Raw genomic sequence first — 13964 nt, forward strand, 5'->3', positions numbered from 1 at the left:
TACACACAAATCGTAAAAAAATATAAATTATTTTGCGACTAATCTCTAACGTACGGACAGGTCGCGACCTGTCCCTGCAGATTGCACTAAAAATTAATCATTGAATCTTGCCTCTTACTATGATTCTACTACCATTTATCGAATTTTTATTGATAGAAATAAAAAAATGCCTCAATATTGGGATATCAATCCAAAAAAGAGGCATTTTTTTATACGACATTCACCCATATTCCTTTGATAATTAGAAGGTAACAAGCCAACTAATATCGTGTTTTCTAATCTTTAATCAAACCACAACTTGGTGGCGCTGGATATAGCGGTGGGAGCAATATCGTGTTTTCTAATCTTTAATCAAACCACAACTGTGGCATTTGCAAAATTTAAAAATATTTCAATATCGTGTTTTCTAATCTTTAATCAAACCACAACTGAGTAGTAGTTGTCATTACCCCATTAGATAATATCGTGTTTTCTAATCTTTAATCAAACCACAACTGCTCGGTCATTGCCTGAACTTCAGCATCAAATATCGTGTTTTCTAATCTTTAATCAAACCACAACTCCGCATCTTCATTAACGGCCATTATAACCAATATCGTGTTTTCTAATCTTTAATCAAACCACAACGCTAAATGAACGACTGTATTATCGTTTGCTAATATCGTGTTTTCTAATCTTTAATCAAACCACAACGAAGTGACTCCTATAAAATCAGTAACAGAAAATATCGTGTTTTCTAATCTTTAATCAAACCACAACTCAAACTCTTCATAAATTTTACGAACGTATAATATCGTGTTTTCTAATCTTTAATCAAACCACAACTGAAAGCTACTGCATCCCTGCTGGGCGGATGCCATACCTTTCAGTTGTGGTTTGGCTGTTTAAGACAATGAAAAACTGTATGTCAAAGAACCTTTAAAAATCTTGTCTTCCGATGATTGTAATGATTTCAATTTCAACACCTTTGATATTGCAATAAATAGTATCAACTCCACAAACACATAAACGGATTTGATGCAATTTTATTAAAACATTCAAACAACATCTCGTAATATTTATTTGCTTGTTGCAAACCAAATTTTCCTAAACCGTACTCAAAAATTCTTATAACATCTTCTTCAGCTTCATAAGATAAATGATACTTATACATTTAGCCTACTTTTAATTTCTGTCAAAAGTTCCTCTTTGGTTTTGGTGCTAAAACTACTTTTCAAACCTCTATCGATTTTCATTTGCACATAGTTGTGATATTCTTCCCGCACACGTGCTTGCTTGATTAAATAATTAACTACTTCACTTTTGCTGGTAAATTTTTCATTTGCTACTTGCTGTTTTAACCATTCATCATTTTGATTGGCTAATGTGAAGCTTTGTCTAGACATAATAAAATCATTTAGTGGTGTAAATATATACCAGGTAATTTAATTATTAAAAATTATTTTACCTCCCGGAGTCATTGTAAATTCGTATCCTTCAACTATCATATCTAATTTACTAACTTGTAATCTAATCTGTTCAAATGGTTTTTCAAAATCAACATCATATATTTCTTTTAAATCACTTGCTTGTCTTGCTTCAAAATGAGTTCTAAAAGTTAATCTACCTTGCGCATCAAATTTTGCCAATTTATATAATCTACTGTGCAAATCTTTAATTGGAAGTTCAAAAATTTCTTGAATATTTTTTTTATAAAACAATACCATCAAACCTTTTTTTAGAATATACTTTAAAGGCAACCTTGTTTTATCATGTGGATTTGTAACAATATCATAGCTGATTTTATTTTCATAATTACTTAATTTATAATATGAACCCGCATCAATATTATTAATCATTTCAAATGATCTTTTTATTTTCCCTTTTTTATCAACATCTTCATAAATTGCCATTGCAAAATTCTCGTCATTTTGAGCATAAACCTTCTGTTTGTGCTCATGGCGTGATTTCGACAGCAAGGCATGATCCTTTATTTCCAAAGGATTTTTTACGGAATTAGCATACAATCTAACTTTTTTTATTAGAATCCCTTTTTCTTCATTCATCCAAACCTTTTGATTTTCAGCAAGTTTATTTTTTTGTTGTGGATTTGAAGATAGTAGTAAAACCTTAGCGGCAATAGCTTCTTTCACTTTTTGTTTTACAACCTCATCCACAATATTTTCCACATCAGAAGCTTTAATACTTTCTAAATCTTTCCGGATTACATAGCGTATTTCTTCTTGATGCAATGGGTTTTTAATTGCCCCATAAATACTGTCTTGATGCAAAGAACCTCGAATAGTGTCACCTTGGTGAAACCTCGCCATTTTCTCTCCGTTGCTATCTTTCTTAAAAATTATTTTGTTATTGATGTCCGTTCTCGGAACATTTTTTCCGTCTGTATCAATTTCAATTTCGGCAACAAATTGTTTTTTCCCTCGTATTCTGATAATTTTTTTAGATTGTTTCTTTACATTATCTGGTGTATGATGGGAAACCAAAATTTCGTCCTCAATCTTTTTTAAATCTTCAGTAAAGGTTTTCCAAGGTTTTGATTGTTCTAAAACGGATTTCATCAATTTGTATTGATTTTTTTCCAAGTCATCTTCTAAATCCCAAGCATGCGCCATTACATCATATTTGTCTTTGGTCATACAGGCAATTGTAATCGCATCAATACAATGGTGTGTGTGCTTGCTGCGGTCTTTAATTTTATAATATTTCTTGCCGTCTTTAATATAACTTTCCTGAATTCCCCAGGCTTTTCTAAATTCAGCAACCATTCCGCCTTTTACGGCTTCTACTCTACCAAAATATGATTTTAAATACGCACTGGCATATTTGGTTATAATTCCCGTATCTGGAATTTGGCTGTTTTTGAAACCTACTTTCGGTTCTTTATAAGTAAACCGTTCGTATTTTCCTTTGAAATATTCCTTCTGTAAATTCAATTTATGGCGCAATCTGATTTTTCGGTCTTTTTGTTCCTTTGTGGTTGCCGCTTTAATTGCTCTTGAAATCCCAATTATATCATATTCCAATGCCAAATATTTTTTTTGCCAAGGCGCAACTCGATCTAAAATATCGCTATGATTACTCAACTCAATAGGCATTTTATTTTTTTTAATCTCCCGATTATATCGCTTGCTGCACAGCGTTTTATTCATTTGTGAATTGTCCTGTGACCTGCTTCTTGGAATAGTATGTTCTATATCATAATCAGGGTCACTACCTATAATTTGGCATATACTAATATTAGTATATTGTTCTTCATAAATTGTTTTTCTGTCTTGCTCAATCCATAACTGATAGCGTAAAATATCGTCTTCTGTTGGTTCAATGTCTATTCCAGTTTCCGCTTTATAGTCTTTTTTAATCTCCTCAATGTATGCTTTTCTGCTGTTTTCTATATCTCTTTGATAATCCTGAATTCCTTTTCGTTTATTGGCATCGTTTAATTCTCTGGCCATTTCAATATGAATTCTAGTTTTTTCATCAATTAGACCTTCAATAATTAAAGCATTCAACACTTTCCGTAATTGGTGCAAGGCTCGCATCGCCATCGGATTTTTTATTGAAGAAATTAACGGACTTCCTAAAACTAATTTTTCGTTTCCATTTCCATCTTTTAAAATTTGCTTTCTAAAAACATCAATATCCGATGGATGATATAGTTTATTAAGTTTATTCTTGGCGTTACAAAAAACCTGTCCGTCATCATTTTGACCATCTAAAAAATCAAATACTTTTTCGTCTAATCGTTTTATTGTTAAAAATTCGTATTTTTTTAATTGCTCAATGTAAATAGGAAATAACTTTTTTACAATAACCTCATTCTGGTCATCAATTTTATTTGATTTCACAAAATAACTTACCTTTTTTTCTAAATCTGATTTATAGGTTCCTTCGGCTTCTTTTGAATAATAAAAACCACCAACTTTACATTCTTTAATGAGCCCGTTTACAATTTCCAATAAATTATTATCAAAAGTGTTTGTAGCTATTAATTCGGCAATTTTAGTTTGGATGTGTTTTCTATCCTCAAGATTTTTCCAAATGTCGACATCTACAATATTTTTAATATTGGCCATAAAAACAGCGTGCGAATACAACAATCCTTCTCTCAAAAAAGGATTTATTTTATTAATTGCTGTTACACTCAAACTGGCAAAGTCTTTCTTTAGCTTTATTTTACTGAATAAAATAGCTTTTTTATCATCCAATTTCAATTTATCTTTTGCAAATTCCTGTAAGTACAAATCAGAAGTAGATACGGAAATCAAATGCCATAAATCATTATAATCTACATTTCGTGTTACTATTTCACCGCTTTTATTAAGAGTTTCATAGCTATAGATTTTAGTCTTCCAATCTTCACCCAAAGCATTTTTTAATGAAGTAGATACTACACATCCACTCACAGAAGAATTCATATTATAATTAAACAGGTAATTAACATTTGGAGCAGCAGATGATTTATAAAAAGCATATTTACCGCCACTTGGAACCAATTCTTTGGCTAAATCCTCAAAATTAAAATTGTCCTTTTTTCGCAAAAACTTGGGAGTGATTTTCAATCTTTCTTCGTTAGTAAGAAATCTTAGAGTTTCATCATCGGGAGTTTTTATCTTTATGGTATTAATAAAACACAACATTCTGTATTCCTCAAAATTGGGATGTGAAATGGCACATCTTGACTTACTTTTTTCAAAAGTACATTTGCCTATTAAGCCTTTTTGAGATTTTAAAGGTCTTTGAAAAAAGATAGCTTTATACAATTCTTTAGCTAGTCCAAAATATCTTTTTTCAGGCAATTTTTCAGTTGCTATTATTCCGTCTATTCCTTGAACCAAACAAATGACTTCAAATTCAGAAAGATAGTGTTCTTCCCGTGCCGTATATTGATTTCTAATTTTACCTTTATTGTATAAACTGAAAAAATATTGTCCTAAAGTTGCATAATTGCCCAATTTCATTGCTTGAGAAATCTCTCCAATCTTTTGTTTGACAGCCCCTAAGTCTTCTTTTTTATTCAACCGTTCAAGGAGTATGGTTTTAGTTCTCTCAAAGTCTTTTAGATTATCTTTAATCGTTTTGAAGAATGAATTATATAAGGTTTTCAGTTTCTTTTCTCCATCGTCTAAATCCGTTGCTTTACGTTCAATTAAATCACGATCTTGAAAATAGTCCGTTAATTCCATTTGAAGTTCCGTAATAGTTGCTGCGTTTTCAAGAATATCTTCTAGATCGGGTTTATGTTGCTCGATAACACCTTCCGCAGAAGGATCTAATCTATTGCTCAAAAAACCTCTTCGTTGTGCAATATGATAGAAAGCCCTTCCTAACGATAACAATGAAGTCTTTTGTTTACTTGATTTATCTCTAAAATAATAAGGATTTAAGTTTTTGTCATCATCGGTACGTAACCAAGCAATGAATTCCGGATTAAGTGGATATTTTTTAAAACCAGATTTTCTCCATTCTATAACTTCTTCTACAGATAATGGACACATATTATTTTCAGATAGAACTTTTAGAGTTTCATACTTTCTCAATTTTCTGCGAAACTTTATTTTTCTAGCACTTCTAAAACCTGTACGTTCTGCTGCACGAGAACTTTCAATTCCTTTTTCAGATTTAACCCCTTCGGAAAATATTCTGACTCCCTTATCTACAAGTGAAAAATCTGTTCCATCTTTATCCACAATTGCCCACCCAATGCTATTTGTCCCTAAATCCAATCCTAATATTTTTGCCATAACAATCTGTATTTTGTAAGAATTTTTAAAGCTACGGAGAAAATAATTACCTGCTTTACGGTTTCCCTCATTGAAACCTAATTATTTTATAGGTATATTTACAACTGATTAAAATTTCTAATCTTTAATCTTATCACAATAAGGCTATATGCCGTAGATGAAAATCTTAAGTCCTGCTTCGGTGGGACTTTTTTTTTTGAAAACAATTCATAATTTTAACCCAAATCCCTAGCCCTGATGGAAGCGGCATCTCCCAATTTAGAAAAACAAGGCTTTTCAGCCGTAGTTTTTATTAATTGGGAATACAGCGGACAGCAGGAAATAGCTCCAAAAAAAAAGCCATTTAACCTAAAATGACTATAAATTAAGTTTTTGTTTTGTATTTTCATACTGCTTTAGTATCTTTCGAGTTGAATCTATTTAGAAACCTTACACATTGAAAAAATGTTAGAAGAAAAGAATGATAACCTGCCTGAAGCAGACGGAAAATTAGACAAAAATACTATTGAATCTAATTCATTAGAATCAAACGTTTTAGCAACTCACGCCACTGATCCAACAAATGAACCCGAAGCTGCTGTTCCCGCCGAAGAGAATGTAATAGCGCCAGAAACAGCAAATACAACTGCGCTTCATGCCATTACACAAACAAATGCAGCTGAAAGTGAAGACGAAACACTCAAAGAAAGTCACGATATTCCGATGCAGGATTATGATACCTTATCACTTGAAGTATTGGTCAACGAATTGAAAAATTTAGTTTCCAGCGACAAAATTTTGACTTTTAAGCAGCATATTGAAGAAATTAAAAAAGCATTTTTAGCTAAATACAACCACCTCCTCGAAGAGAAAAAAGAAGAATTTCTAGCAGAAAATCAAGACCCTAACGAAGAATTTCAATATCATTCTCCGTTGAAATCTCAATTTGATACTTATTACTCTCTTTTTAGAGATACTAAAAATACCCATTTCAAGAGCTTGCAAACGAATCTAAAAACAAATTTAGAAAATCGTTTGGTCATTGTTGAGGAATTAAAAGAGTTGATTAACCCTCAGGAAAACATCAAAGACACCTTAAAACATTTTAATGATTTAAGAGAACGATGGAAAACTGCCGGGCCAATTCCTAAGGACAAATACAACCACGTGTGGAATAACTTCCATTTTCATGTGGAAAATTTCTATGATTATCTGCATTTAGACCGGGAAGCGAGAGATTTGGATTTCAAACACAACTTAGAACAAAAACAAAAAATTGTAGCGCGTGTTGAAGAATTGGTCACTGAAGCTGATATTAACAAAGCCTTCAGAGAACTACAGGATTTACATCGAATCTGGAAGGAGGATATTGGACCGGTATCTAGAGAACATCGAGATGATATTTGGAATAAATTCAGTGATTTGACCAAGCAAATACATGATAAACGGGAAGTTTTATTCGAAAATCAAAGAGGAACTGAACAAGAGAATTTAGAAAAGAAAAAAGAAATTATTGCTCAAATTGAAGTTTTGGCGACCGAGAAAGTGAATGCACATTCTCAATGGCTGGCTCAAATAGAAAAGGTAGAAGCCTTGAGAACTGCTTTCTTCTCTGCCGGAAAAGTGCCATCGGAGGTAAATGAGGATACTTGGGCCAGTTTTAAAACTGCTGTAAGAAATTTCAATTCTTTCAAAAATTCATTTTATAAAGACATTAAGAAAGACCAAAACGACAATTTAAGCAAGAAAACAGCTCTTGTAGCTAAAGCCAAAGAATTGCAGGAAAGCACTGATTTTGATGCTACAACTCCTATCATGAAACAAATTCAGGATGAATGGAAACAAATAGGGCATGTACCAAGAAAATATTCGGATAAAATATGGAAAGAGTTTAAGGATGCCTGCAATCATTATTTTGACAAATTAAAAGAGCAAAAAAATGAGGAAAATGGGGAAGAAGTAGCTGCTTTTGATGCTAAAAAAACCTACCTGGAAACCTTAAGAGAGTTCCAATTGATCGGAGACCATAAAACAGATTTAGACTCCATAAAATTGCATATTGAAACCTGGAAAAACTTTGGTAAAGTACCGTTCACAAGAAGACATATTGAGGGAAAATTCAACAAAATACTGGATGCCCTTTTTGAAAAATTAAGTTTGAGTAAAAAAGATACTGATATGTTGCGTTTCTCAAACAGAATGGATCATTTGTCAGAAAGCCATGATACGCGCAAATTAGATAATGAAAAGATTTTTGTAATGCGTAAAATTGATGAAGTTCAAAATGAAATTTTTCAATTGGAAAATAACATTCAGTTTTTTACCAATACCCGAAATGCAAAAAAAGAAAATTCCATCGTATTAGAAGTTCGTAAAAACATTGCTATTCATAAAGAGAGTCTTGATGTTTGGAAAGAAAAACTCAAACAATTACGAAACTTAAAAACCGAATAAATTTCAGCACATACTGGTGATCAAAACCTCGAGAATAAACTGCTCGAGGTTTTTTTATGGGGAGACACTACTTAGCTGATTTTAACATTTAACGTTCATTTATTAAAAAAAAAAATCATAAAGTCAGTCTCCTTTTTTATGTTTACAAAATGAAATGGATTCAGAAAACTGTCATTTTTATTAGCTTTTCAATAGCTCTGTTATTTGCTTTTAATGCAAATGCTATTTCATTGGATTCAATTCAAACAGAAAAGTCACATTCATTCTTTTCTGCTGACAGCATTCATTCTTCAGCTTTTATTCAACCACAGGTACATCCTGTATTTGCTTTACATGATCGTTCTATTGATCCTAACGTTAGTAATTTTTATGAAAATTACTTGGTAGCTGTTCCAAATTTTAAAGCCTCTAAGTACATTATTCATTTTGCAAAACAAGACATCAACCGTTGTGAAATGGTTTCGCTCTTACTCTTTCCTTTTCATTTTTTCTGGTAATTTAAAGCACTGAAACCCTAATTAGAAGAATATATTTATCTTCTATTTTGAATTGATTCCTTTTTAGTTTTCAGTTCAATTAATCCTGCATTAAAAATCTAAAAAAATAAAAAAAATGGATACATCCGTAACTATAATTGGCCTGGTACTAACGTTAATAATCGCCATCCCCATTTTCTATTCCATTCGGTATAGTTCACTAAATAAAACAAAAATTAAATCAATAAAACAGAAATTCAGTCAAAACAATCGCTTTAATTTTGAGTTAATGGAAACACAAAACAAAAAAGTATTGGCTTTAGACCAAAAAAACAAAGGGTTTCTTTTGATGGATTTTAATGCTAAAGAAGAAGTTGTTTCTTTTGTAGATTTAAATACAATTCAATCCTGTAAACTGATTCCAACAACGGAGAATAACAGCGATACGATAGTAAAAATTGAATTTCAATTTCACTATAAAGAAGGTAAAAAAACAGACACCATTCCATTTTACACAATTGAGAATGATCAAATAGGTCAGGTTTGTTTGCATGAAGATCATCAAATAGCTAAAAAATGGATAAAAATGATTCAGGATTGCATTACTATTTAAAGAACAAATTTCTTTGTGAAGAGGCTTTTGAAGCCTCTTTTTTTTGTAAAAGTTTTTTTCAATATGATAATTGTCATTTTAATATGTGAACAGTCGCTTTACTTTTGACTAACTATAAATGATTTTGCCATGAAAAATTCCTTAATACAAAAATACAATGTTTCGGAACCAAAATACACCAGTTATCCTAATTAGGATGAAATGGATTTTTCAGAAGAAATTTTGAAGAAATCTTTCACAGAGAGCAATCGTTCTGAAGGTATCAGTTTGCATATCCATTTGCCTTTTAATACCAAAGAATATGAGCAAATGCGAACAATGTATCGTCAGAGAATTTAGCTCTTTAAAAACCTTAACAAAAGACGAATTACTAAAACTTTCTTATTGTAAAACCTCCCATAGTAGTAAAAAAGGAGCGGTTACATTTGAAGAGGGAGAGAATGTAAATGGTATTTACTGTCTAAAAGATGGTATTTGTATTCCAAAATCAGAAGTGATGGGATGCTTTGGCAAGAACAATCAGTTTTCGATGAATGTGATGAAAAGCATTTGCGGTGATCTAAAAGAAGCCGACGATCACATGGTGCATTTAGCCCAAAAAACAGTCAAGAGAAGATTAGCCGGGACGCTTCTCTATTTGCATGACACCTTTGGAAAAAACGAAGATAACTCCTTAAAAGTACAACTTTAGAGAAATGAACTAGCCAGCATGATTGGAACAGCCACTGAAAGCTGTATCCGTTTACTTTCGGATTTAAAAAAACTAGAATTGATTGAATTAACCGGTAAAAAAATCGTTTTAAAAAGACATCAATTCACTCAAAAAATTAGCTAATTAATTCCATTTGCTTTACTCTTTCTTGTTCATTACAAAATAATACACCGGAATTCCTAACGCCACAATGCACAATCCCAATCCCGTATTGAAGGTGTCATAAATCAGTAAAGTCAGACAAATGGCTGATGTCACCACAATATAAAGTGCGGGTACAACCGGATATCCAAACGCTTTATAAGGCCTATCGGCATTGGGTTCTTTTTTTCTAAGAATGAAAACTCCCAGAATAGTCAGGATATAAAACAACAATGACGCAAAAGTAGCATAGGTTAATAAGTCCCCGAATTTTCCTGAAACACAAAGCATACAAGCCCAAATGCATTGCACCCACAATGCTTTGGCCGGAACCTGGTTTTTATTCAGTTCTGTAGCCTGTTTAAAAAAAAGTCCGTCTTTTGCCATAGCAAAAAATAATCGTCCTCCCGAAAGAATCAATCCGCTGTTGCATCCAAAAGTAGAAACCATAATCAATGCAGCCATTACAAAAACACCTACATTTCCCATAATCATACTTGCTGCGGCCGCTCCTACTCTATCATTACTGGCAAACATGATTCCGTTACTGGCAATATCAGCAGCGTTTGGAGCTCCCTGCATTGGCAATAAAGCCAAGTACGCCAGATTTGCTAAAACATAAATAACAGTAACAATTAAGGTTCCAAGAAACAAACTACGGGGGATATTCTTTTTAGGTTCTTTAATTTCCCCTGCAATGAAAGTGACATTATTCCAAGCATCACTAGAAAACAAGGAATTAATAATGGTAGCTCCTGCTGCTCCCAAAATAGCCATTCCTGCTAATTTTGTTACTGTAATTGTTCCATCAGGATTGACTACCGTTTTGCTGGCTTCCCACATAGTTGCGAAATTATTGGACAAAACATCCGTTTGCAGACCCACGTATAATCCTAAAATTATCAAGGCAAAAAGCGCTATTAATTTTGCCGAAGTAAAGAGCAACTGAACTGTTTTTCCGCTTTCTACTCCTTTAGTATTGATGTACGTTAGCAAAATTATACTGAAGATAGCCAATACTTTTTGGTACGAAAAAACAAAACTAGTACCAACCATAAATAGTGTTTGATCTAAAACAGGAAAGAAGATAGCAGCATAATTCGCAAAAGTAACTGCAATAGCAGCAATAACACCCGTTTGAATTACCGTAAAAACAGTCCAACCGTACAAGAAAGAAACTAATCTGCCGTAAGCGCGCTGAATGTAAACAAATTGCCCGCCTGCATTAGGCATCATTCCAGCCAATTCGCCGTAACTTAAGGCTGCAGCGACTGTAATTAATCCTGTCACTACCCAAATGACCAATAACCAAGCAGCGGAGCCAATATCCCTAGCCATTGCTGATGTTACAATAAAAATTCCAGATCCTATCATGGAACCAGCTACTAAACTCGTGGCATCTATTAATCCTAAGGAACGTTTTAACTCGGTTTTATTTTCTGACATAGGTAAATTAATTATTTAAAAGTGGATACTAATCCCGAAGTATTGAGACTGAAATCTGAGCACTGATTACTAAAAAACTGAACACTGAATACTATAACTTCTTCGCCTCTTCCCAAAATTGAGTTATTTGGAAATCATAGATTTCCAATTCCTATTTGTTAGGAAGACGCTTCGCTTCTTCCCAAAATTGAGGTGTTTGGAAATCATAGATTTCCAATTCCTATTTGTTAGGAAGACGCTTCGCTTCTTCCCAAAAAACATCCATTTCAGCAAGTGTCATATCCATTAAAGGTTTTCCCAATTCTCCTGCTTTACTTTCCAAATATTGAAAGCGCTTGATAAATTTTTTATTGGTTCGTTCCAAAGCATCTTCTGGATTTACATTTAAAAATCGGGCATAATTGATCATTGAAAATAAAACATCCCCAAATTCGGCTTCAATTTTATCCTGATCTCCTGCTTCAACCTCAACGTGTAATTCGTCTAATTCTTCTTGAACCTTATCCCAAACCTGATGCGATTCTTCCCAATCAAAACCCACTCCTTTTACTTTCTCCTGGATTCGGCTTGCTTTTACTAATGCGGGTAAACTTCTTGGAACACCTTCCAGAACGGACTTTCTGCCTTCTTTGAGTTTTAGTTTTTCCCAGTTTTGTTTCACTTCTTCCTCGTCTTTTACCACCACATCACTGTAAATATGGGGATGACGGTGAATTAGCTTTTCACAAATTTCATTACACACATCAGCAATATCAAAATCGTTCGTCTCGCTTCCTATTTTGGCATAAAAAACAATATGCAACAACAAATCACCCAATTCTTTTTTGACTTCGTTCAAATCATTGTCTAAAATAGCATCGCCTAATTCATAGGTTTCTTCAATGGTAAGATGGCGCAAGGTTTGCATAGTTTGCTTTTTGTCCCAAGGACATTTTTCACGCAAATCATCCATAATATCTAATACTCGTTCGAAAGCTTGCAGTTGGTTTTGTCTTGAATTCATTAGGGATAGTTTTTGGTAAAAATAAAAAAATCCTGTTCAGAAAAACAACTGAACAGGATTAAATAGTATTTTAAAATATGATTATTCTTTTTTAGCTTTTGCTTTTTTAGCAGGAGCGTTAACTTCCGCTACTGGAGTTTCTTCGGCTGCAACCTCTTCTGTCACTGCAGCAGCAGGAGCTTCATCAGTAACAAGTCCTTTTGCTTGAAGCATATTATACCAGTTCAGCACTTTTTTGATATCAGAAGGATATACTCTTTCTTCATCATAATCAGGTAAAACTTCTTTGAAATAAGCCATCAATGTAGTGTTGTCTTCTTTATGGGATATTGCCGCACCTTTGCTTTCTTTATCAGCAATTTTTTGCATGATTTCAGCTAAAGGTTTTTCGCCTTCATAGGTATAAATTGAAATTTCCGATAGTAAGCTTACATTGCTTTTCAAGTTTACGGTGATTTTTTTTCCATCCGCTAATGATTCTGCTACAAATCCGGTTCTTGTTTGCACTTTCAATACATATAAACCTGGTTTCCCAGAAATGGCTAATATTTTTTCTAAATTCATGTTATTGTGGAATTATTATTAAGAATTTGACTTATTTATTTTTATTTGAAACCAAAAATCATACCAAGCGAAGTTAAAAAGCTGTTTTATCTTCCTTTTTTGGCAAAGAATTTCATTCGGTAGTCTTGGAATGTTTTTCCTTCTAAAATGTTTTTCAGTTTCTTTTGAATCAGTCGTTTTTTTAATGACGAAATTTTATCGGTGAATAAAATTCCTTCAATATGATCGTATTCATGTTGGATTACTCTGGCGATTAATCCGTCAAAAACTTCGGTTTTCATTACAAAATCCTCTTCGCAATACTCAATTGTTATGGTTGGATTTCTATAAACATCCTCTCTGACATCCGGAATACTCAGACAGCCTTCATTAAAACTCCATTCTTCACCTTCTTCTTGTATCATTTTTGCATTGATAAAGGTTTTTTTGAATCCTTTTAATTCTTTTTGTTCTGCATCTTCTAATTCCTCATCGTCGCTAAAAGGAGTCGTGTCGATTACAAATAAACGAAGCGCTAATCCTACTTGTGGTGCAGCAAGACCCACACCATAGGCATTATACATTGTTTCATACATATTGGCAATCGTTTCTTTCAAGTTTGGATGTTCTGGTGAAAGAACTTCCCCTGTTTTTCTTAAAACTGGATCACCATATCCTATAATTGGTAAAATCATTCGTGTTGTATTAAATATTAGCTATTAAAATCGAAATAAGTTCTCTTTTAATTCGGTCTGCAAAAATAGTAAAAAAATAGCCAATGAATAATGCTCTAATGATAATTCATCACTATTTAAAATTTAGGTTAAAAGACCGATAGTATTCCTTTGAAAAATTC

At 32.9% G+C, this 13964-nt stretch carries 9 protein-coding genes, 2 pseudogenes and 1 CRISPR repeat array; of the genes and pseudogenes, 5 read left to right on the plus strand and 6 right to left on the minus strand.

The window, feature by feature from the left end; genetic code table 11:
• The first annotated feature begins 262 nt into the window (after positions 1–262).
• Positions 263–826: direct repeats of the CRISPR family, unit length 36 nt; unit sequence AATATCGTGTTTTCTAATCTTTAATCAAACCACAAC.
• Positions 827–1145: 319 nt separating this feature from the next.
• Both EKL99_RS09720 and cas9 read right to left on the minus strand, forming a co-directional pair.
• A complete protein-coding gene (locus EKL99_RS09720) occupies positions 1146–1385 on the minus strand; it encodes a CopG family transcriptional regulator (RefSeq protein ID WP_126576860.1) in 240 nt (79 codons plus the stop codon).
• Between the two features lie 39 nt (positions 1386–1424).
• The gene (gene cas9, locus EKL99_RS09725; protein WP_126576861.1) at positions 1425–5741 is read right to left on the minus strand and encodes a type II CRISPR RNA-guided endonuclease Cas9; all 4317 of its coding nucleotides are present in this window, start codon (positions 5739–5741) and stop codon (positions 1425–1427) included.
• A gap of 444 nt (positions 5742–6185) precedes the next feature.
• Between cas9 and EKL99_RS09730 the strand changes: the two genes are divergently transcribed.
• The 5 genes and pseudogenes from EKL99_RS09730 (at position 6186) to EKL99_RS09750 (ending at position 10102) form a co-directional block, all read left to right on the plus strand.
• Positions 6186–8174, plus strand: a complete 1989-nt coding sequence (locus EKL99_RS09730) for a DUF349 domain-containing protein (protein WP_126576862.1) — start codon at positions 6186–6188, stop codon at positions 8172–8174.
• A 149-nt stretch (positions 8175–8323) separates the two neighbouring features.
• Positions 8324–8671, plus strand: a complete 348-nt coding sequence (locus EKL99_RS09735) for a hypothetical protein (protein WP_126576863.1) — start codon at positions 8324–8326, stop codon at positions 8669–8671.
• Between the two features lie 115 nt (positions 8672–8786).
• Positions 8787–9263, plus strand: coding sequence for a hypothetical protein (locus tag EKL99_RS09740; protein WP_126460506.1), 477 nt, complete (start codon positions 8787–8789; stop codon positions 9261–9263).
• Between the two features lie 129 nt (positions 9264–9392).
• Positions 9393–9551, plus strand: a pseudogene (locus tag EKL99_RS14680) (coproporphyrinogen III oxidase); the annotation flags it as partial.
• Positions 9552–9564: 13 nt separating this feature from the next.
• Positions 9565–10102: pseudogene (locus EKL99_RS09750) on the plus strand (Crp/Fnr family transcriptional regulator).
• Positions 10103–10113: 11 nt separating this feature from the next.
• On the opposite strand, the gene EKL99_RS09755 reads toward EKL99_RS09750, so the two are convergent.
• The 4 genes from EKL99_RS09755 to def form a co-directional block, all read right to left on the minus strand.
• The gene (locus tag EKL99_RS09755) at positions 10114–11562 is read right to left on the minus strand and encodes an APC family permease (protein ID WP_126576864.1); all 1449 of its coding nucleotides are present in this window, start codon (positions 11560–11562) and stop codon (positions 10114–10116) included.
• A 220-nt stretch (positions 11563–11782) separates the two neighbouring features.
• Entirely contained in the window at positions 11783–12565 is a 783-nt protein-coding gene (gene mazG / locus EKL99_RS09760) for a nucleoside triphosphate pyrophosphohydrolase (RefSeq protein WP_126568353.1), read from the minus strand.
• Positions 12566–12646: 81 nt separating this feature from the next.
• Positions 12647–13129, minus strand: a complete 483-nt coding sequence (locus EKL99_RS09765; RefSeq protein ID WP_126460497.1) for a DUF5606 domain-containing protein — start codon at positions 13127–13129, stop codon at positions 12647–12649.
• A gap of 86 nt (positions 13130–13215) precedes the next feature.
• Positions 13216–13803: a peptide deformylase gene (gene def, locus EKL99_RS09770; RefSeq protein WP_126460494.1), complete on the minus strand. Its 588-nt coding sequence runs from the start codon at positions 13801–13803 to the stop codon at positions 13216–13218.
• Between the last annotated feature and the right edge of the window lie 161 nt (positions 13804–13964).

This window comes from Flavobacterium sp. ZB4P23, assembly GCF_003970375.1.
Lineage (GTDB): Bacteria > Bacteroidota > Bacteroidia > Flavobacteriales > Flavobacteriaceae > Flavobacterium.

What these genes read in the sequence shown, in the direction of transcription:
- EKL99_RS09720 (WP_126576860.1), bottom strand. Translation starts at nt 1,385, where the DNA reads ATGTCTAGACAAAGCTTCACATTAGCCAATCAAAATGATGAATGGTTA.
- cas9 (WP_126576861.1), bottom strand. Translation starts at nt 5,741, where the DNA reads ATGGCAAAAATATTAGGATTGGATTTAGGGACAAATAGCATTGGGTGG.
- EKL99_RS09730 (WP_126576862.1), top strand. Translation starts at nt 6,186, where the DNA reads ATGTTAGAAGAAAAGAATGATAACCTGCCTGAAGCAGACGGAAAATTA.
- EKL99_RS09735 (WP_126576863.1), top strand. Translation starts at nt 8,324, where the DNA reads ATGAAATGGATTCAGAAAACTGTCATTTTTATTAGCTTTTCAATAGCT.
- EKL99_RS09740 (WP_126460506.1), top strand. Translation starts at nt 8,787, where the DNA reads ATGGATACATCCGTAACTATAATTGGCCTGGTACTAACGTTAATAATC.
- EKL99_RS09755 (WP_126576864.1), bottom strand. Translation starts at nt 11,562, where the DNA reads ATGTCAGAAAATAAAACCGAGTTAAAACGTTCCTTAGGATTAATAGAT.
- mazG (WP_126568353.1), bottom strand. Translation starts at nt 12,565, where the DNA reads ATGAATTCAAGACAAAACCAACTGCAAGCTTTCGAACGAGTATTAGAT.
- EKL99_RS09765 (WP_126460497.1), bottom strand. Translation starts at nt 13,129, where the DNA reads ATGAATTTAGAAAAAATATTAGCCATTTCTGGGAAACCAGGTTTATAT.
- def (WP_126460494.1), bottom strand. Translation starts at nt 13,803, where the DNA reads ATGATTTTACCAATTATAGGATATGGTGATCCAGTTTTAAGAAAAACA.